Annotated in this window: 21 protein-coding genes, 1 tRNA gene and 1 other RNA gene; 8 read left to right on the top strand and 15 right to left on the bottom strand. The window is 65.4% G+C overall.

The window, feature by feature from the left end; all coding sequences use genetic code 11:
• Positions 1-3: 3 nt before the first annotated feature.
• Entirely contained in the window at positions 4-891 is an 888-nt protein-coding gene (locus tag AAYO93_RS06385) for an SDR family oxidoreductase (protein WP_345764161.1), read from the bottom strand.
• A gap of 86 nt (positions 892-977) precedes the next feature.
• Here AAYO93_RS06385 and AAYO93_RS06380 point away from each other — a divergent pair, with 86 nt between their 5' ends.
• Positions 978-1,538 (top strand): TetR/AcrR family transcriptional regulator, encoded by a 561-nt coding sequence (locus AAYO93_RS06380; RefSeq protein ID WP_345764160.1) that lies wholly within the window; start codon positions 978-980, stop codon positions 1,536-1,538.
• Between the two features lie 95 nt (positions 1,539-1,633).
• Here the strand turns inward: AAYO93_RS06380 and AAYO93_RS06375 are convergent, their stop codons facing one another.
• Both AAYO93_RS06375 and AAYO93_RS06370 read right to left on the bottom strand, forming a co-directional pair.
• Positions 1,634-2,431: an MBL fold metallo-hydrolase gene (locus AAYO93_RS06375; RefSeq protein ID WP_345764159.1), complete on the bottom strand. Its 798-nt coding sequence runs from the start codon at positions 2,429-2,431 to the stop codon at positions 1,634-1,636.
• Between the two features lie 57 nt (positions 2,432-2,488).
• Positions 2,489-2,932, bottom strand: coding sequence for a MarR family winged helix-turn-helix transcriptional regulator (locus tag AAYO93_RS06370; RefSeq protein WP_345764158.1), 444 nt, complete (start codon positions 2,930-2,932; stop codon positions 2,489-2,491).
• A 105-nt stretch (positions 2,933-3,037) separates the two neighbouring features.
• Here AAYO93_RS06370 and AAYO93_RS06365 point away from each other — a divergent pair, with 105 nt between their 5' ends.
• Positions 3,038-3,907 (top strand): alpha/beta fold hydrolase, encoded by an 870-nt coding sequence (locus AAYO93_RS06365; RefSeq protein ID WP_345764157.1) that lies wholly within the window; start codon positions 3,038-3,040, stop codon positions 3,905-3,907.
• Between the two features lie 52 nt (positions 3,908-3,959).
• Here AAYO93_RS06365 and AAYO93_RS06360 read toward each other — a convergent pair whose 3' ends face one another.
• A complete protein-coding gene (locus AAYO93_RS06360; protein WP_345764830.1) occupies positions 3,960-4,571 on the bottom strand; it encodes a GDSL-type esterase/lipase family protein in 612 nt (203 codons plus the stop codon).
• Between the two features lie 252 nt (positions 4,572-4,823).
• Positions 4,824-5,219: a transfer-messenger RNA gene (ssrA, locus tag AAYO93_RS06355) on the bottom strand.
• 124 nt (positions 5,220-5,343) lie between these two features.
• Here ssrA and AAYO93_RS06350 point away from each other — a divergent pair.
• Positions 5,344-6,009: an SIMPL domain-containing protein gene (locus tag AAYO93_RS06350; protein ID WP_345764156.1), complete on the top strand. Its 666-nt coding sequence runs from the start codon at positions 5,344-5,346 to the stop codon at positions 6,007-6,009.
• An 18-nt stretch (positions 6,010-6,027) separates the two neighbouring features.
• On the opposite strand, the gene AAYO93_RS06345 is transcribed toward AAYO93_RS06350, so the two are convergent.
• The 5 genes from AAYO93_RS06345 to prfB form a co-directional block, all read right to left on the bottom strand.
• Positions 6,028-6,765, bottom strand: a complete 738-nt coding sequence (locus tag AAYO93_RS06345; protein ID WP_345764155.1) for a tyrosine-protein phosphatase — start codon at positions 6,763-6,765, stop codon at positions 6,028-6,030.
• 39 nt (positions 6,766-6,804) lie between these two features.
• Positions 6,805-7,281 carry an SsrA-binding protein SmpB gene (smpB, locus tag AAYO93_RS06340; protein WP_345764154.1) on the bottom strand — a complete coding sequence of 159 codons (477 nt, stop codon included), beginning with the start codon at positions 7,279-7,281 and terminating at the stop codon, positions 6,805-6,807.
• 65 nt (positions 7,282-7,346) lie between these two features.
• Positions 7,347-8,252: a permease-like cell division protein FtsX gene (gene ftsX / locus AAYO93_RS06335; RefSeq protein ID WP_345764153.1), complete on the bottom strand. Its 906-nt coding sequence runs from the start codon at positions 8,250-8,252 to the stop codon at positions 7,347-7,349.
• Positions 8,249-9,379 carry a cell division ATP-binding protein FtsE gene (gene ftsE, locus AAYO93_RS06330; protein WP_345764152.1) on the bottom strand — a complete coding sequence of 377 codons (1,131 nt, stop codon included), beginning with the start codon at positions 9,377-9,379 and terminating at the stop codon, positions 8,249-8,251. The genes ftsX and ftsE overlap by 4 nt, the downstream gene beginning before the upstream one ends.
• A 51-nt stretch (positions 9,380-9,430) precedes the next feature.
• Positions 9,431-10,543 carry a peptide chain release factor 2 gene (prfB, locus tag AAYO93_RS06325; RefSeq protein WP_345764151.1) on the bottom strand — a complete coding sequence of 371 codons (1,113 nt, stop codon included), beginning with the start codon at positions 10,541-10,543 and terminating at the stop codon, positions 9,431-9,433.
• A 76-nt stretch (positions 10,544-10,619) separates the two neighbouring features.
• Here prfB and AAYO93_RS06320 point away from each other — a divergent pair, with 76 nt between their 5' ends.
• From AAYO93_RS06320 to AAYO93_RS06305, 4 genes are all read left to right on the top strand, one after another.
• Positions 10,620-11,891, top strand: a complete 1,272-nt coding sequence (locus tag AAYO93_RS06320; protein ID WP_345764150.1) for an MFS transporter — start codon at positions 10,620-10,622, stop codon at positions 11,889-11,891.
• 75 nt (positions 11,892-11,966) lie between these two features.
• Positions 11,967-13,001, top strand: coding sequence for an LLM class flavin-dependent oxidoreductase (locus AAYO93_RS06315; protein WP_345764149.1), 1,035 nt, complete (start codon positions 11,967-11,969; stop codon positions 12,999-13,001).
• 39 nt (positions 13,002-13,040) lie between these two features.
• Positions 13,041-13,122: transfer RNA gene (locus AAYO93_RS06310), tRNA-Leu, on the top strand.
• Between the two features lie 356 nt (positions 13,123-13,478).
• Positions 13,479-14,225 carry a DedA family protein gene (locus AAYO93_RS06305; RefSeq protein ID WP_434056672.1) on the top strand — a complete coding sequence of 249 codons (747 nt, stop codon included), beginning with the start codon at positions 13,479-13,481 and terminating at the stop codon, positions 14,223-14,225.
• A gap of 26 nt (positions 14,226-14,251) precedes the next feature.
• Here AAYO93_RS06305 and AAYO93_RS06300 read toward each other — a convergent pair whose 3' ends face one another.
• The 4 genes from AAYO93_RS06300 to murI all read right to left on the bottom strand — a co-directional run bounded on the left by AAYO93_RS06300 (position 14,252) and on the right by murI (position 17,417).
• Entirely contained in the window at positions 14,252-15,157 is a 906-nt protein-coding gene (locus tag AAYO93_RS06300; protein ID WP_345764148.1) for a cation diffusion facilitator family transporter, read from the bottom strand.
• Between the two features lie 71 nt (positions 15,158-15,228).
• Positions 15,229-15,828: an RdgB/HAM1 family non-canonical purine NTP pyrophosphatase gene (gene rdgB, locus AAYO93_RS06295; protein WP_345764147.1), complete on the bottom strand. Its 600-nt coding sequence runs from the start codon at positions 15,826-15,828 to the stop codon at positions 15,229-15,231.
• Complete coding sequence (gene rph, locus AAYO93_RS06290) at positions 15,825-16,565, bottom strand: ribonuclease PH (protein WP_345764146.1); 741 nt, start codon at positions 16,563-16,565, stop codon at positions 15,825-15,827. The genes rdgB and rph overlap by 4 nt, the downstream gene beginning before the upstream one ends.
• 9 nt (positions 16,566-16,574) lie before the next feature.
• Positions 16,575-17,417, bottom strand: coding sequence for a glutamate racemase (murI, locus tag AAYO93_RS06285; protein WP_345764145.1), 843 nt, complete (start codon positions 17,415-17,417; stop codon positions 16,575-16,577).
• Between the two features lie 44 nt (positions 17,418-17,461).
• Here murI and AAYO93_RS06280 point away from each other — a divergent pair, with 44 nt between their 5' ends.
• A complete protein-coding gene (locus AAYO93_RS06280; RefSeq protein WP_345764144.1) occupies positions 17,462-18,772 on the top strand; it encodes a nicotinate phosphoribosyltransferase in 1,311 nt (436 codons plus the stop codon).
• Positions 18,773-18,782: 10 nt separating this feature from the next.
• Here AAYO93_RS06280 and AAYO93_RS06275 read toward each other — a convergent pair whose 3' ends face one another.
• Complete coding sequence (locus tag AAYO93_RS06275; protein WP_345764143.1) at positions 18,783-19,067, bottom strand: DUF3039 domain-containing protein; 285 nt, start codon at positions 19,065-19,067, stop codon at positions 18,783-18,785.
• Between the last annotated feature and the right edge of the window lie 11 nt (positions 19,068-19,078).

Here is a 19,078-nt window from a genome sequence, read left to right as displayed (position 1 = left end):
GGATCAGGCCGTCCCGAAGTAGTGCCCCTGCTCGAGGTCTTCGAGCAGGTTCGGGTGCGTCGGGGCCCAGCCGAGTAGTTCGCGGGTGATCGCGCTGGAGGCGGGGCTGTCGATCGCCAGCAGCGGACCGAGCCAGCCGAAGTGGTCCATCGCTTCTTCCGGCGCCACGCTGACGAGGGGAACGTCGAGGTGTCGCCCGATCACCTCGGCGATGTCGCGCAGGCGCACGCCCTCGTCGTCGACGGCGTGGAGCGCTGAGCCCGCCGGCGCTTTCTCGAGCGCGAGACAGAACAGGTGCGCCGCGTCGAGGCGGTGGACCGCCGGCCAGCGGTTACTGCCGTCGCCGACGTACCCGGAGCTCTGCTTCTGCCGGTCGGCGCCGATCAGAGCTGCCATGAAGCCGTGATCGCCGTCGCCGTGCACCGTTGGAGGAAGCCTGACCGCCGAGGAACGGATGCCCCTGTCGGCGAATCGGAACAGCGTGTGTTCGGTAAGGATCCGCGGAGATACGGCGGTCGCCGGGTCGGGGCGGTCGGTTTCGACCGACACGGCGCCGAGGATGCCCGAAGCGATGACGAGGGGACGGCCGCTGCCGTCGAACAGGTCACCGAAGAGCTGGACAGCCGCGAAGTCGACAGCAGCGGAATTCGCCATTGCGGTGAAGTCGTGAATGAACGCGGTGTGGATGATGCCGTCGGCGCCGTCCGCACCCGCGCGCAGACTGTCGAGGTCGGTGATGTCGCCTCGCTGCACCTCCGCACCGGCAGCCGCGACCTTCTCTGCGGACGCCTCCGAACGTGCCAGGCCGACGACCTGATGGCCTGCGGCGATGAGCTCGGCCGTGACCGCTGAGCCGATCCAGCCGGATGCACCGGTGACGAAAACACGCATGAAGACCTCCGAGAGTCAGTGATGTCAGTTGCTGTCATCAAAGGGTACACCTAATGTCAGTCACTGTCATCCGGTACGATCGTCGCATGAGCAGATGGCAGCCCGACGCCCGCGGACGACTCGTGCTCGCCGCCATGGACCTCTTCCTCGAGCGCGGCTTCGAGCAGACGACCGTCGCAGACATCGCGGAACACGCAGGACTCACCGAACGCACGTTCTTCCGGCACTTCGCAGACAAGCGAGAGGTTCTCTTCCTCGGCCAGGAGGAGCTTGTCGACCTCTTCGTCTCGTCGGTGACGAACGCTCCGGCCAATGCCTCCCCCCTCGAAGCCGTGGCCGCAGCGCTCAAGGTGGTCGCCGCCGACTTCCAACCGCGGCGCGAATTCGCGCAGCGTCGCGGACACGTCATCCAGGCGAATCCAGCCCTTCAGGAGCGCGAGCTCATCAAACTCGCCCGGATGTCGACCGCTATCGCGACCTCGCTGCGCGAACGCGGAGTGAGTGAGCCGTCAGCGAGCCTCGCCGCACAGTCAGGAATCTCTGTGTTCCACGTCGGCTTCGCGGAGTGGATCGATGAGGACAACACGCGCACATTCGCCGAGATCATAACGACCGCCCTCGCGGCGCTGAAGGCCGTCGCTTCCTGACCGGCGTCGTCGACGATCGCGTCTCGCGTGCCACCGTCACGCTACGACGCCAAGACCTTCGCGTGTTCCAAATGCGCCCCTCCGAAATCGGCCGCTCACCCGCGAAGAGCGGCAAGACGCGCGAGCTGCCCCGCGTGCACGTCGCTGACCCATTCCCAGCCTTCTTCGGCCGAAGGGCCGACGCGCGGGTCGCTCGATTCAACGCCGTTCTGCAAGGCGTTCACGTAGACGCGGTCCTGCTCGATTCGCGCACGGACCTGGCCGGCGCCACCGACGGACCCGTGCCCCGGGATGACGACATCGACGTCGCCGGCCGCCCTCTCGAGCAGCTCCAGAGCGGCGAGGTAGTCCCCGATCGGGTCAGCAGTGTTGTTCAGGTCGAGCATGGGAATCAGAACGTCGGAGAGCATGTCCCCGGCGACGAGAACCCCGCGTTCCTGGATCACCAGCGCTGCGTGTCCTGGGGCATGTGCCCGATGCTCGACGATCCGCACGGGAGGGCCGTCCCAGGGAATCAGCTCGGTTCCGGCAGGCAGCCCGGTGATGAGTCCGATCAGATCGAACGGTACTTCGTCGGGGATGCCGAACCGCTGTCGGTCGATACCGTGCGACAGTCGCTCACCAGCCGTCGCCGCGCAGAGCGCGGTGCCCCAACGCGCGGCAGTGCCGAGAGCGGGATGCCAGAGCAGATGATCCCAATGCGGATGCGTCGAGAATCCCGCCTCAACCGTCAGACCCGAATCGGACAGGTCCTGTGCGAGGCACGCCATCTCGGCCTCGAGCACACCTGCATCGATGAGCAGCACGCCGGTCGGCCCCTGCACGACCACCGCGTTGCTCTGGCAGAACTCACTCTCGTGTACCAGCACACCATCCGCTACCTGCCTCAGCACAGCTCACACAGTATCCCGCCCGTCCCCGCCCGACAACGATCAGCAGGGATCCTGCACTTAGCCGCCGAAGACCGTGTGATCCGTGCCGACAAGGCCCAGCAGAGCATCCTGCACTTCAGCGATGCGCTCAGCACCTACGAGGGATTCCCACTCAGCCCGGAGCTCATCGAACACGGCTTCGCCCTCACGCATCAGCGAGTGCCCGCGATCGGTCACCGTCAGGTGCGCGCTTCGCCGGTCGCCCGAATCAGCAGTGCGAAGAACGTAGCCGCTCTCCTCCAGAAACGTGACCGTCTTCGCCGCCGCTTGCTTGGAGACGGACGTGCGCCGCCCCACCTCAGAGAGGGAGGTCGCTCCGGCCGCGACAGCACGCAAAGCGAAATCATGCGCGGGGCGGACCCCGGGGTAGCCGCGAGCATCGAGCCGGAGCGTCGCCTCGTCCGCCATGAACCGGAACCCTCCCAGCAGCAGCAACGCCAGGTCGGCACCCCCTCGAGACATGGGTCAATCGTAGCGACCCGGAATGCTATCGACAACCAAGTTGTTTATTCTATCAATCTCTGACAACCTAGTTGTCTTAGTCCTCGAGCCCCCAAGGAGGCGCAGATGAAGATCGACCACGCAACCATCGCCGGCGTCCGGCACGAAATCGAAGAAGTGAACGGCACCCGACTGCATTACGTCACCGCCGGAGACCGAGGCACGCCTGTGCTCCTCGTCCACGGATTCCCAGAGACCTGGTGGGCCTTCCGCAAACTCATCCCGCTGCTCGCCGTCCACCACCAGGTGTACGCCGTGGACCTCCGCGGTTTCGGTGACTCAGACGTCGCCGAGGAGACGTTCTCGAGCGCCGTTGCCGCAGAGGATCTCCACTTGCTGATCGAACACCTGTCGCTGGGACCGACGCACGTGGTGGGGCAGGACATCAGCGGCGCTGTGGTCTACCGGCTCGCCGCCACCCATCCTGAGGACGTCATCAGCCTCACGGCGATCGAGTCAGGCCTGGCGGGCTTCGGCGCCGAACGGCTTGCGGATGTCACGCACGGCGGCGTCTGGTACCTCGGCGCCCTGGCGTCCTCCGGCGTCGCCGGCCTCCTGTTCGAGAAGGAAGCCCGCGCATTCATCGGGGACTACCTGTACCCCTTCTATGGCGTCTCCTCCTCGGCGGTCGGCCCCGAGGACGTCGCCGAGTTCGCCCGCACCTACAGCAGGCCCGGCGGATTCGCCGGTGCCGCGGGCCTCTACCGCGGCATGCTCACCGAAGGCCAGGAGCTCCGCACCCTCGTTCAGGATGCGCCGCTGCGGGTCCCGGTGACAACCATCGGCTCGCGCGGCGGAGGATTCACCCACGCAGCATTCGGCAGCGTGACTGCGCAGGATCCCACAGCCATCCAGTTGGAGGGCGTGGGCCACTACGTCGCGCAAGAGGCTCCAGAATCACTGGCGGACGCACTCATCGACGCATTCGCCGTGTGATTCAACGGAGCTCAACAACGAGTGATGGCCACTGGGGCCGCGGGGCCGACAGTCAGCGGTGGTTGATGACGGCCAGAAGCGAACCGGCGATCGAGGCCGCGTATGCCAGGTTCCCCTGCCAGGTGGGGTGGAAGATGTTCGGGCCCGCGAGAACGAACCACGGATGCGGGCTGTCCACCGTGTGGCCGGTAAAGCTCACAGCGACGTAGCGGATGTGAGCGCCTTGTGCAGCGGCAGTGCTCGCGGCGCCCTGGATGGTCGAGTTGAGAGCCTGCTCCGCGGTATTGAGCGGCCCAGTGGAGACCAGCGGCGCGTAGCCGATGACGAGGATGAGCGCATTGGGCGACGCAGCCGCTATGAGGGAGTACGTCGAGACGAGGTTCGCGAACAGGGCGGGCAGCTGGGCCTGGCGCGCCTGGATTGCCGCTGCACAGGTCGCGGACGCCGGGTTGGCGGCGCAGACGGCCTGCAGTCCGGCGACATCCAGGTCGTTGGCGCCAGCGGTGACAGTGACGAGGCTGATGCTCCGGTTGAGCGCGCCGATTTGGCTGGTGACGACGTCGGTCGTCGTCGCTCCGGAGCAACTGACGTCACTGACCAGGTGTACGCTCGGCAGCCGGTCAAGCAGGAGGGGGTAGCTGGAGGCGGTGTGCGTGCAGTCGATGGCCTGCCCCGCGGCGTAGGAGTCACCGAGCGCGACGTATTGCAGCTGCCGGCCATGCGGATCAAACCATGTACTGGCGGACGCGGGGGCCGCCCCCCATAGTCAGCCCCACCGCAGCGAGGGTGGCGAGAGCAACCGTGATTAAAGGTGAGCGACCTCTGCTGATGCGCATGGCCGGAGCCTACGCCCCGCATCACGACGTGACAATGCCGACAATGCCTCATGTTTCAACAACGCGTGACAGCGACCTGATGGTGGAGATGGGGGGAATTGAACCCCCGTCCACTGCTGTGGTCATGTGCCTTCTACGGGCGTATCCAATGGAGGCGTTCTACTCGGCTCTGGAATTTGCCATTGGCAGCCAAACCAACGAGCCCAGTCTCAGTTGAAGTCCCTCTGTGCCCTCAGACGAATCACAGAAGCAATCTCTCTAATTGACGCCAGGATCCGGGTAGAGAGCATTCCCGGTCTGACGGTCTCTATAAGTTGCCGGAAGGAAACTTACGCCGCGAGGGCGAAGTCTGCCTTGGCAGAGACAGTGCTGTTTGAATTGGCACTTGTTTTTTGCAGAGGTCGTTAACGAGATAACCCTGCATCCTCGACCCGCTTCTCACAATTGCGCAGGCAATGTCGAAACCGATCATCCCCATGCGACGGCTTGTCCAAGCCGGGTCACTGTCACGCGCTGTTGAGTTGTCCATCTACGATCGCCTGAAGGCGAGCACATCAGCTTACAACAATCCGCGGGCCCGTTCTATGCCACGATCACTTCATGACTGAGACGATCATCACGGTGCAGGGCGAGTACGAGCTGCGGCATGCGGCCGAGCGCGGCTCCGTGGTCCTGACGGTCGGGTTCGACGGGCCGGACAGGAACGACGTGCTCGCCCGCACCACCGAGCGGCAGGCCTCCCTGACGAGCGAACTCCGCGACATGCACAACGCCCAGACGGGACCGGTGACTTCGTGGACCTCTGACAACCTCCGCGTCGCGGGCGACCGGCCGTGGAGCCAGACCGGTGAGCAACTCCCGATCGTCTATCACGCCGAGCTCGGCCTCGGGGTGACGTTCAGCGACCTTGCCGCCCTTTCTGACTGGGTCGGCGCCGTGTCCCTCCTGAGCGGAGTGACTGTGGCGGGCATCACATGGAGCCTCACGGATGCGCGTCGCCAGAGCCTGGTGCAGGAGGCGCGGCGGCGCGCGGTCGAGAACGCGGTGGCCAAGGCGACGGTGTACGCGACCAGCCTCGGCCTGAGCACCGTTCGTCCGGTCGCGCTGGCCGACCCCGGGATGCTCGGAGACGGGTCGGCACCAGTCCAGCCGGCGCAGCCCATGTTCGCACGCGCCGCATTGGATTCGGCAGGCGAATCCCTCACTCTCAAGCCTGAGGAGATCGTCATCACCGTGCAGGTGCACGCGCGCTTCGCCGCATCCTGAGCCGGACGAAGCGCTGTGTCAGCTCGGTTCGACGAGGACCGAACGCAGGGACGCCATGTCGAGTTCACCGAGCCCCGCGTCGAGAAGGTACTGCCGAACGCTCCCGTGCTTCTTCTCGATCGCGTCGATCGCGCCGCGGAGCGCCTCGGGCGGGCTCCCACCGAGCAGGATGCGCAACGACGGCGTGATCTCGACATCGTGACTCTTGACCAGCTCGACCATCGCGTCGAGCCACTGGCCGCTGAGGTTCGCCTCCGATTCCGCGTAGTCGGCGACGACGGTGTCCCGGTCGACGCCGGCAGCAAGAAGCGCGAGTGCGACGACGATGCCGGTACGGTCCTTGCCCGCCGTGCAGTGGATCAGGACGGCGTCGTCTCCCGAGTGCGCGAGCTCGCGCAGCGCAGAGATGACCGCATCGGCATGGAGGGTGAGGATGCGCTCATACAGTGCTTCGAGGCTGATCCCGACCGTATCGTGGGATGCGCCGGAGCCTTCAAAGACCGGGAGCCTCACAGCTCGAACGTCGAGGCCGGCGAGATCATCGGGCATCGCCTCGACTTCGAAGTCGTCGCGAAGGTCGATGACGAGTCCGATCCCGAGCTCGCGGAGTTCTTGCCTGCCGGCGTCTCCGAGGTCGTGGATTCCGTCTGACCGGAAGAGTTTGCCCGACCTGATGCGGCCACCGCTTGCCGCGTAGCCGCCGACGTCGCGGAAATTGTAGGTGCCGGGAACGGGGATGCGACGCGAAGTTTTCATCGCATCCACTCTGGCGTCGTTCGCGTCAGTCGGCAACGTCTACTCCCCCAGGTGGCGCCGGCTCGACATCGCCCGATCGGCCTCGCGCTTGTCCTGGCGCTCGCGCAGCGCCTGCCGCTTGTCGTACTCACGCTTGCCTTTCGCGACGGCGAGTTCGACTTTCGCCCGGCCGTCGCTGAAGTAGATCGACAACGGCACCAGGGTGTAGCCGCCCTCTTTGACCTTGTTGTGGATCTTCAGGATCTGCGCTTTGTGCAGGAGCAGCTTGCGCTTGCGACGCGGGGCGTGATTGTTCCAGGTGCCGTCGGCGTATTCGGGGATGTGCACGGCGTCGAGCCACGCCTCACCCCCGTCGACGTAGGCGTAACCGTCGACGAGCGATGCACGACCGGCCCGCAGCGACTTCACCTCGGTGCCGGTGAGGACCAGTCCGGCCTCATAGGTGTCTTCGATGGTGTAGTCGTGGCGGGCTTTGCGATTGGTGGCCACGACCTTCTGGCCACGTTCTCTGGGCACAGCTCACTCCTGAACAAACTCAATGGGCGCTCGCGGATTCTCGCGAGCCAACCAGTCTATCGCGTCTAGACCTTCAGGTAGCGCGTGATGGCGAAGTTCGCAGAGACCGCTGCCAGGACGACACCGACGAGAAGCAGGATCGGCACGACCACAAGCGCGTCGCTCTCGCTCACGAAGTTGATCGAGATGATCCGGTTGGCGAGGTAGCCGCGAACAAAGAAGTGGACGATGGCGAACACCGCCCCTGCGGCGAGCACCGACCCGATGAGGGCGGCGAAGACCCCCTCGAGCACGAATGGTGTCTGGATGAAGCGGTTGGACGCGCCGACCAGCCGCATGATCCCGAGCTCCCTGCGTCTCGAGAACGCCGAGAGACGGATGGTCGTGGCTATCAGGAGTGCGGCCGCGACCAGCATCAGTGCCGCGATTCCGATCGCCGTGTAGCTGGCCGCGTTGAGAATCGAGAAGATCTGGTCGAGATAGCTGCGCTGGTCGACGACGCTCTGCACCCCCGCGAGGGATGACAGGGTCTCGGTGAGCACATCCGACTGCGACGGGTTCTTCAGATTCACCCAGAATGTCTGCGGAATCAGGTCGGGGGTGACGAAGTCGGCGACCGGGTTGCCCTTGAACTGCTTCTTGAACTGTTCGTAGCCCGCCTGGTGGTCCTCGAAGTAGAACTTCTGGATGTACGGGCTGAGCGTCGTCGACTTCAGCTGGGTCTTCACCGCCGCGATCTGTTCGGCAGAGGCCTCGCCTCCCGGGCACGAGTCAGTCGCGGTGCACATGTAGACCGCGACCTGGGCGCGGTCGTACCAGTACGTCTTCATCTGCCCGATCTGCATCTGCAGAAGCACGGCCGCTCCGACGAAGGTGAGCGAGATGAAGGTCACGAGAATGACGGAGATGACCATCGACATGTTGCGCCTGAGGCCGCTCACGACCTCGGACCAGATCAGTCCGAACCTCATTTCGTCGGCCCCACATTCTGTTCGTCCGGGTCGCCGTCGTTGCCTCCGGGTGCCCGCAGGCCGAGCTTCTCGGCCAGACTCAGCTGCTCCGGAAGTTCGTGGTCGGTCAGTCTCGGCCGGATGACCGGCTGGGTGGGCGGCGCAGCGAAGTGCGCACTGACCGCACCGGTGTCCGTCGAGGACGCGACAGCGGATGCCGTGGCCGGCTCGAATTCCTGGCTCGGCTCGTATTCGGGTGCCGGCTCCTGTTCCGCGGCCGTTTCGTAGACGGCAGGCTCCTCGTGAACGGGCGCGGGCGCGGAGACCGGCGCGGGCGCTGCGAAGGTGCGCGGCTCCACTGGGTCTGCGGCCTGGTGGGAGGGGATGCGCGTCGGCGCGGTATTGCGCGTGACAGCATCGGCCGGCTCATCGGCGACCGCGATGTGGGCCGTCGGGATCGCCGCCGTGAAGCCGTAGCCTCCGTGGCGTTCGTCGCGAACGATCTGACCGTTCACCAGCTCGATGACGCGCCGCTTCATCTGGTCGACGATCGCCGCTTCGTGGGTTGCCATCAGTACGGTCGTCCCGCCTGCGTTGATGCGTTCGAGCACCGCCATGATTCCGGCACTCGTCGCGGGGTCGAGGTTTCCCGTCGGCTCGTCGGCGAGGAGCACCTGGGGCTTGTTCACGACGGCTCGAGCGATTGCGACGCGCTGTTGCTCACCGCCGGACAGCTCGTGCGGACGACGTGCCGCTTTCCCGTCGAGTCCGACCATCTTGAGCACGTCGGGCACGGCCTCCTGGATGAATCCGCGGGACTTGCCGATGACCTGGAGAGTGAACGCGACGTTCTCGAAGACCGTCTTGTTCGGCAAGAGCCGGAAATCCTGGAAGACGACACCGATATTGCGGCGGAAGTACGGGACTTTGCGACTGGAGATCGTCCCCAGGTCCTGCCCGAGTACGTGGATCTTGCCTTTGGTCGGTTTCTCCTCTTTGAGGATCAGCCGAAGGCAGCTCGATTTTCCCGAGCCGGATGCCCCGACGAGGAAGACGAACTCCCCGCGCAGCACTTCGAGGTTGATGGCATTGAGCGCAGGGCGCGTTGTGCCCGAGTACTGCTTGGATACGTGATCGAACCGAATCATGACCCCTTGAGCCTAAGCAGACCCGGCTGCAAATGCAGCAGCGACACTCTTTTATTCCGCGTGCGCCAGCGAGCGCCACCGGATACCCGCAGCGATGAAACCGTCGAGGTCGCCGTCGAAGACGTTCGACGGGTTGTTGACCTCGAACTCGGTGCGCAGGTCTTTGACCATCTGGTAGGGCGCGAGGACGTAGCTGCGCATCTGGTCGCCCCAGCTCGCGGTGATCACACCGGCGAGCTCCTTCTTCGTCGCCGCCTCCTGCTCGCGCTGGAGGAGGAGCAGCCGCGATTGCAGGACACGCATCGCAGCCGCGCGGTTCTGGATCTGGCTCTTCTCGTTCTGACAGCTCACGACGATGCCGGTCGGCAGATGCGTGATGCGCACGGCCGAGTCGGTCGTGTTCACCGATTGGCCGCCGGGTCCCGACGAACGGAAGACGTCGACGCGGATGTCGTTGTCGGGGATGTCGATGGACTCGGTCTGCGCGATGAGTGGCACGACCTCGACCGCTGCGAAGCTGGTCTGCCGCTTGCCGGCCGAGTTGAACGGGCTCATCCGCACGAGGCGGTGTGTGCCCGCTTCGACGGACAGGGTTCCGAAGGCGTATGGCGCATCCACTTCGAACGTCGCGGACTTGATACCGGCCTCTTCGGCGTAGCTGGTGTCGAGGACGGTCGTCGAATACTTGTGCTGTTCCGCCCAGCGCAGGTACATCCGCAGCAGCATCTCGGCGAAGTCGGCGGCATCCACCCCGCCGGCCCCGGCACGGATGGTGACGACGGCCGCACGAGGATCGTATTCACCGCTCAAGAGCGTCTGCACCTCGAGGTCGCCCAGATTCTTCTGGAGGGATTGAAGCTCTGCGCGTGCCTCATCGGCCGACTGTGCGTCGCCCTCGCCGTCGGTCGCGAGCTCGACCAGGACCTCGAGGTCGTCGAGACGCTGCTCGATGCTCGTGATGCGGGCGAGCTCGGTCTGCCGATGGCTGAGCGCACTGGTGACCTGCTGGGCGTGCTCGGTGTCGTCCCACAGATCGGGCGCACCGGCTTCTTCGTTGAGGCGTGCGATCTCCTCGGTGAGCTTGTCGACATTGACGACGGCTCGGATGTCGCCGAAGGTGGAGCGCAGCTCGGCGATCTGCTGCGAGAGATCAAGTTCAATCATGACGATTCCAGCCTACCGTTCTGCGTCCGGCGGCCGGCCCCGAGTATCCGGCACGATAGTTGTAGTGTCTTAACCAATGACTATCGAAGAGCGCGCCTTCAGTTTCCGCGATGTCGCTCTGGCCGCCTTCCTGCCGACACTGCTCTTCTCAGTCGGTGAAGGCGCGATCATTCCGATCATCCCCATCGCTGCGAACAACCTCGGGGCGAGCCTCGCACTCGCCGGTTTCATCGCCTCGATGATCATGGTCGGCGAACTCGTCGGAGACATTCCCAGTGGATGGGTCGTCAGCCGATTCGGCGAGCGCACCTCGATGATCTGGGCCGCCCTGGTGGCGATCGCCGGAGTCATCGTGTGCCTGGTCGCTCCCAACCCCCTGGTGCTCACGATCGGCATTTTCGTCGTGGGACTCGCGACCGCCGTGTTCGCCCTGGCACGCCACGCATTCATGACGTCGTATGTGCCGGTGAAGTACCGCGCGAGGGCGCTGTCCACGCTCGGTGGAGTCTTCCGGGCAGGATGGTTCATCGGGCCGCTGATCGCATCCGTCGTCATCCAGCTCACCGGGAGCACCCAGTCCGTCTTCTGGATCTTCATCGTCAGCTGCCTGGGCTCTGTCATCGTGCTCATAGTTCTTCCCGATCCGGAGAAGATGTTCGGCGCGCCGACGATGGACGTCGGCGCCGACGGCATCAGCCGGAGCGAGGGAGAAGAGGATGCGGCCGAGCGCACGCAGGGACTCTTCCGCACGATCTGGTCCTACCGGTCCGTGCTCGCGCGGATGGGCACGGGTATCGCGCTCATAGCCGCGCTCCGGTCGGCCCGCACTGTGCTGATGCCGCTGTGGGCCGTCAGCATCGGCATCAGCGAGAGCAACACAGCACTCATCATCGGGATCGCGGGCGCCATCGACTTCGCCCTCTTCTATTCGAGCGGCCAGATCATGGACCGGTTCGGCCGGATGTGGAGTGCGATCCCGTCCATGGTCGGCCTCGGACTCGGGTTCCTCGTCCTCGCCTTCACGCACGACCTGCCCACCAACGTCGGCTGGTACGTCGCGGTCTCGATGTTCCTCTCCCTCGCGAACGGTGTCGGCAGCGGAATCCTCATGACACTCGGAGCGGACCTCGCGCCGAAGGACCAGCCGGCCCCGTTCCTCGGAGCCTGGCGCTTCTCCGGCGACGCCGGCTCGGCGATCGCGCCCCTCGTGGTGTCACTCCTCACCGCCGTCGTCTCCATCGCGTTCGCGAGCGGAGTACTGGGATTCGTGGGGCTGGCCGGGGCCGTCCTGCTCGCGCGCTTCATCCCTCGCTACGTCCCCCGGTCCCGCCACCCGCGCACCGAATAACCTGAGCAGGAATAGGCGCGCATCCGCGCCGGTTGTGATGCATGCAAACGCATACACAGAAACAGGACTGCGACCATGGCCACACTCGAACTCGGAATCGACACCTTCGGAGACGTCACCGAGGGACCCGACGGGCAACCGCTCGGCTACGGCCAGGTGCTGCGCAACGTGGTCGACGAAGGGGTGCTCGCCGACGAGGTGGGACTCGACTTCATCGGCATCGGCGAACACCACCGAAAGGACTTCGCCGTGTCCGCGCCGGAGATCGTGCTCGGCGCGATCGCAGGACGCACCAAGAACATCCACCTCGGCACCGCCGTCACGGTTCTGAGCTCCGACGACCCGGTGCGGGTCTTCGAACGGTTCGCGACCCTCGACGGGGTCTCCGGCGGTCGCGCCGAAGTCATCCTCGGGCGCGGATCGTTCATCGAGTCGTTCCCGCTCTTCGGATTCGACCTCACCCAGTACGAGGAGCTCTTCGAGGAGAAGCTCAACCTCTTCGCCGAACTCCTCAAGGAAGAGCCCATCACCTGGACCGGACGACTGCGGGCGTCGCTCGAGAACCAGAACGTCTATCCGAAGCTCGACAACGGTCCGCTGAAGACGTGGGTGGGCGTCGGCGGCAGCCCGGAATCGGTGGTTCGGGCAGCGCACTACGGTCTGCCCCTGATGCTCGCGATCATCGGTGGAGGACCCATGCGCTTCCAGCCGCTCACCGAGCTCTACCAGCGCGCACTCGAGCAGTTCGGCCGGGAGCCCGGCCTTCCGATCGGCGTGCACTCCCCCGGCTTCATCGCGGAGACCGACGAGGAGGCCAAGGAGATCCTCTGGCCGCACTACGAGACGATGACCAACCGGATCGGACGCGAACGCGGCTGGCCACCGGCGACCCGGGCCCGCTTCGAACACGAAGCCGGCGAGGACGGCGCGCTGGTCGTGGGATCCCCGGAGACGGTCGCCCGCAAGATCGCCTACGCCGCCAAGGGTCTCGGGCTGTCGCGCTTCGACCTCAAGATCAGCAACGGAACGCTCGGCCACGACCACCTGATGAAGGCCATCGAGCTCTACGGCACCCGCGTGAGGCCGCTCGTCGCCGACCTGATGGCGTGATTCGCTGAAGGCATGACACGGTAACCTGTTACCGCGTCAGCGGGAGTGGTGAAATTGGCAGACACGCAGGATTTAGGTTCCTGTGCTTTCGAGCGTGAGGGTTCAAGTCCCTTCTCCCGCACTTCCTAGACTCCGAGGGTTCACGTCCCTTCTCCCGCACTTCCTAGACTCCGAGGGTTCACGTCCCTTCTCCCGCACTTCCTAGACTCCGAGGGTTCACGTCCCTTCTCCCGCACTTCCTAGACTCCGAGGGTTCACGTCCCTTCTCCCGCACTTCCTAGACTCCGAGGGTTCACGTCCCTTCTCCCGCACTTCCTAGACTCCGAGGGTTCACGTCCCTTCTCCCGCGCTTTCCAGACTTCAGTCAGACCTCAGGATGATCTTTCGGACAGCGCATAGGATTCGCATCGATTCCGCAGGTCCGCGCAGCTAAACTCTGAGCATTCCCTCGATCCGAGACATCACCCCTGGAGAATCTTGATCCATCACGCTGCACTCATTCCGTGGCTGGACCCGAATGTGATCATTCACTCGGCCGGCCCGTGGGCGCTGGTCGTGGTCTCTGCGATCGTCTTCGCAGAGACGGGCCTTCTCGTAGGGTTCCTCCTTCCGGGTGACACGCTTCTCGTGATCTCCGGCCTCCTGACGCATACCTCGCTCGTCTTCGGCGTTGACATCTGGTGGGTCGGCCTCGCTATCGCTTTTGGGGCGTTCCTCGGCGGCGAAGTCGGCTACCTGATCGGGCACAGATTCGGTCCGAGCGTGTTCGAGCGCAAGGAGACCGGCCTCTTCAGCATGGAGAACGTGCGCCGCACCAACAAGTTCTTCGAACGGTTCGGCGCGCTCGCCGTCATCCTCGCCCGTTTCGTCCCGATCGTGCGTACGTTCGCACCTGTGGCGGCCGGCGTCGGGCACATGAACTACAAGAAGTATTCGATCTACAACGCGATCGGAGCGGTACTCTGGGGCGCCGGACTCACCTACTTCGGTTTCGTCATCGGATACATTCCGCCCGTCGCAGACTTCGTGCAGAAGTACATCGACGTCATCCTGCTCGGCGCCGTCGTCGTGACGCTCGTTCCGACACTGTGGCACTACATCCAGTCCACCCGGAAGGCCAAGAAGGCGGCACTGGCGAAGGCCGCCGACGCCCAGACCCTCCCGTCTGACGCCGAGGTCACCCTCGACCCGGCTGTGTTCGAGAAGAAGCCGTCCGAACTCTGAGCCCGGCCTGAATCCCGGCCTCCGACTCAGCGGTGCAGTTCGTCCTCGTGAGCCGCGTGCTCGGCCGGTTCCAGCTGGAACGTCGAATGCTCGACGTCGAAATGGTTCGACAGGCACTCTGAGAGGTCATCCAGCAGCCTTCCGGTCTCGCCCGACCGGAAAACCTCCGGTTTGACGACGACATGCGCCGTGAACACCGGCGCACCCGACGTGATGGCCCAGACGTGGACATCATGCACGTCCACCACGCCGGCCGTGCCGAGGATGTGCTGGCGGATCTGAGCGACGTCCGTGTCGGCCGGCGCCGACTCGCTGAGCACACGCACGACGTCCCGCAACAGGATGAACGCGCGCGGGAGGATGAGCGCGGCGATCACCAGCGACGCGATCGCATCCGCCGCCACGAAGCCCGTGAACATGATGACGAGCGCCGCGGCGATGACCAGAATCGACCCGACCAGGTCGCCGAACACCTCGAGATACGCTCCGCGCATGTTGATCGAGTGGCCCGCCGCCGGCCGCAGGACCAGCAGCGCCGCGAAGTTCGCGACCAGCGCGATCGCCGCCACCACGAGCATCGGCGTGCTCTGCACGTCTGCGTGGCCGGGCGTGACCAGGCGGGTGATCGCGCCGATCGTCACGACGACGGCGACGGCGACGAGGATCAGCCCATTGATCAGTGCGCCGAAGACCTCCGCGCGCTGGTAGCCGAACGTCTGCCTGTCACTTGCGGGTCGCGCCGCGACAATCGTGGCCATGAGCGCGATGATCAGACCGGTGAGGTCACTGAGCATGTGGCCGGCATCCGCCAGAAGCGCCAAGGAACCGCTGATCCAGGCGCCGACCGCCTGGACGACGAGCACGCACCCGACGATCCCGATCGCGATCAGGAGTCGGTTGCGGTTGGCGGAATGCCCGTGGTCATGACTCATGGTGATTCAACGGTAGGCGCGCGAGACGCGCCCCGCCAGATCCACGCCCCAGTTGGGAATGAGTGCCGTTCTCATTCCCGGTTCGACAGGGTCCGGATTGCCGGGATGAGCCGCTCGAACGCCCGCGCCCGGTGGCTCTCGGCGTTCTTGGCTGCCGGGTCGAGTTCCGCGGCAGTGACGTCGTGTCCCGCCGGAATGAAGATGGGGTCGTAGCCGAACCCGTACTCACCGCTCTCGGTCGTTGCGACGACTCCCGGCCACAGCCCCTCGACGACGCGCTCCTCGCCGGAGGGCAGCACGAGTGCGATGGTCGCTGTGAAGTGCGCTCCACGCTTGCCCTCGCCGAGGTCGGAGAGCTGGTCGAGCAGGAGCCGTCTGTTCGCGACGGCATCAGCGTGGTGACCCGCCCAGCGTGCGGAGAAGATGCCGGGAGCACCACCCATCACGTCGACACAGATCCCTGAGTCGTCGGCGAGCGCCGGCAGACCGGTATGCGCGCAGGCGCCCCGCGCTTTGATGAGCGCATTGTCAGCGAAGGTCACGCCGTCCTCGACCGGTTCCGGTCCGTCGTAGGCGACGATCTCGAGTTCCGGGGCCGAAGCACCGAGGATCTGTTGGAATTCTTCGACCTTGTGGGCGTTGTGGGTCGCGAGGACCACACGGACGGTCAACGCCCCTCCGCGATCGCGGCGGCCTGGATGCCCGCGAGAGTGGTGGTACCGGACAGCGCGAGGTCGAGAAGCGAATCCAGTTCGCGGCGATCGAAAGGTGCGCCTTCGGCCGTACCCTGCACCTCGACGAAGAGTCCACGGCCGGTGACGACGACATTCATGTCTGTCTCGGCCCGCACATCCTCCACATACGCGAGGTCGAGCATCGGTTCACCGTCGATGATCCCTACCGACACAGCGGACACCGAGTCGATGAGAGGAGTCGCCTTCTGTCCGATGAAACGGTGGTCACGCCCCCATTCGAGCGCATCGGCGAGCGCTACGTATGCGCCGGTGATCGCCGCGGTACGTGTTCCGCCGTCGGCCTGGAGCACATCGCAGTCGAGCACGATCGTGTTCTCGCCGAGCGCCTTCATGTCGACCACGGCGCGCAGGCTCCGCCCGATCAGTCGGCTGATCTCGTGGGTGCGGCCCCCGATCTTGCCTTTGACCGATTCGCGGTCCATACGGTCGTTGGTCGAGCGCGGAAGCATGGCGTATTCGGCCGTGACCCAGCCTTTGCCCTTGCCGGACATCCAGCGGGGAACACCGTTCGTGAACGAGGCGGTGCAGAGCACGCGAGTCTCGCCGAACGAGATGAGCGCCGAGCCTTCGGCCTGGCGGCTCCATCCGCGTTCGATGGTGATCGGGCGCAATTGGTCTGTGGTGCGCCCGTCGGCGCGGATGATTTCGTTCACCGGGTCAGACTATCTTCCGTCGGAGTACGTCGCGATCGCGCCGAGGTCGAGGGTGCCGGTGCGCACGAGGTCGACGCTCGCAACCTCCGGCCCCATGAACCGGTGTGCGAGGCGGAGGAAGTCCGCGGTGTCCGCTCCGGTCGCCTCGTAACGGATGCTCGGGGCACCCGGAGCGGTCCGCTCCAGTCCGCGTCCCACCAGAACGCGGTACACGTCGTTCGCTGTCTCCGTGTCGCTGGACACCAGCGTCACGCCCTCTCCCATCACGTAGGAGATCGCGCCTTTGAGGAATGGATAATGCGTGCAGCCAAGGACTAGGGTGTCGACTCTCGCATCCCGCAACGGCTGCAGGTACTCCGCCGCAACATCGAGCAGCTCCGGGCCGCTGGTCACACCGGCCTCGACGAATTCGACGAATCGCGGGCAGGCCTGGCCGAACAGCTGCAGGTCGGGAGCGGCGGCGAACGCGTCCTCGTAGGCGCGCGAGTTGATCGTTCCCGCGGTTCCGATCACGCCGACCCTGCCGGTCTTCGTCGCAGCGACCGCTCGGCGAACCGCAGGCTGGATCACCTCGACGACGGGGACGTCGTACCGCTCCCTCGCATCCCGGAGCATTGCGGACGACGCGGTGTTGCAGGCGATCACGAGCAGTTTCACGCCCTGGTCGACCAGGAAGTCGAGGACTTCGAGCGAATAGCGGCGCACATCGGCGATCGGCTTCGGTCCGTACGGCGAGTGAGCCGTGTCGCCGACGTAGAGGATGGATTCCCCCGGGAGCTGGTCGCGGACTGCGCGCGCGACGGTCAGGCCGCCCACGCCCGAGTCGAAGATTCCAATCGGCGCATCGGTCACAAGAAGCCAGCCTATAACTTCGATCGCATCGCTAGGCTTGGCCCGTGTCCGGTTCATCCGCCCTCCTCACCGACCGCTACGAACTCACCATGCTCGATGCCGCGCTGCTCGCGGGAACACACGATCGCGAGTGCGTGTTCGAAGCTTTCACCCGCCACCTTCCCCCGGGCCGCAGGTACGGCATCATCGGTGGCACCGGTCGCCTGCTCGAACTCATCGAGCAGTTCCGGTTCGGCGACACAGAGCTCGAGTGGCTGCGCAGCGCGGGGGTCGTCAGGGATGCGACGATCGACTGGCTCGCCGACTACCGCTTCTCGGGTTCGATCAGTGGCTACCGTGAGGGCGAGGTCTTCTTTCCCGGCTCACCGTTCCTGGTCGTGGACGCACCGTTCGCCGAAGGGGTGATCCTCGAGACTCTGATTCTCAGCGTCTTCAACTTCGACTCGGCCGTGGCCAGTGCCGCCGCCCGCATGGTGACTGCTGCCGCAGGCCGCCCCATCGCGGAGATGGGGTCGCGTCGCGCGAATGAGCGAGCAGCCGTCGCTGCCGCTCGTGCAGCGTTCATCGCCGGGTTCAGCGCGACATCGAACCTGGAGGCCGGACACACCTGGGGCGTTCCCACGATGGGAACGGCGGCGCATGCGTTCACGCTGCTCCACGACACCGAGGAGGATGCGTTCCGAGCGCAGGTCGCGGCTCTCGGACCGAGTACGACCCTGCTCGTCGATACGTTCGACGTCGAGCGCGCCATCGAGCGCGCAGTGCGCGTCGCCGGCCCCGAGCTCGGCGCGGTGCGCCTCGATTCCGGCGACCTGCCTTCCCTGGTGCGCAAGGTGCGCACCCAACTCGACTCCCTGGGCGCCACCCGGACACGCATCACTGTGACCAACGATCTCGATGAGTTCACGATCGCCGCTCTTGCAGCCTCGCCCGTCGATTCGTACGGCGTCGGCACGTCGGTGGTGACCGGCTCGGGGTTCCCCGCGTCGGGCATGGTCTACAAGCTCGTGGCGCATCGACCACGCGGGCACGTGGGCGAGTGGATCCCGGTCGCGAAGAAGTCGGACGGCAAGGCGAGTGTCGGGGGTCGCAAACACCCCGTACGTCGGCTGGACGAGTCGGGTCGTGCTGTCGCGGAGGCCATCCACATCATCGGGGAAGGCGACGACGTGGATGATCGGGGTCGTGACCTTCTGGTCCCGCTGATCACCGACGGCGTCGTCGACCGCAGCCACCTCGGACCGGACGGAGTCACACGCGCGCGTGAGCATCGTGCGGCCGCCATGGCCGAGCTGCCGGACCAGGCCTTCCGTCTCGGCCGCGGCGACCCGGTGCTGCCGACGATCTTCGTCTAGCGGTATGCCCTCAGGCGTCGCTCATCTGCTCGTAGATCTCTTTGCAGGTTGGGCAGATCGGGAATTTCTGGGGGTCGCGCCCGGGTGTCCACATCTTGCCGCACAGTGCCTTGACGGGCTTGCCGGTCATAGCCGACTCGAGGATCTGCTCTTTCTTCACGTAGTGCGAGAAGCGCTCGTGATCGCCGGGCTCGATGGTCTCGTGCTGCAGCAGTTCCTCGAGCTCACGGTCGAGAGTCGTCGTTCCGCCACCGTCGGGGATGCCACCGGGTTCCGAGATGCTCGCGTCGTACATGATTCCAGTTT

It is taken from the genome of Diaminobutyricibacter sp. McL0608, from assembly GCF_039613825.1.
Taxonomy (GTDB): domain Bacteria; phylum Actinomycetota; class Actinomycetes; order Actinomycetales; family Microbacteriaceae; genus Diaminobutyricibacter.
This window is presented reverse-complemented; position numbering and strand designations above follow the sequence as displayed.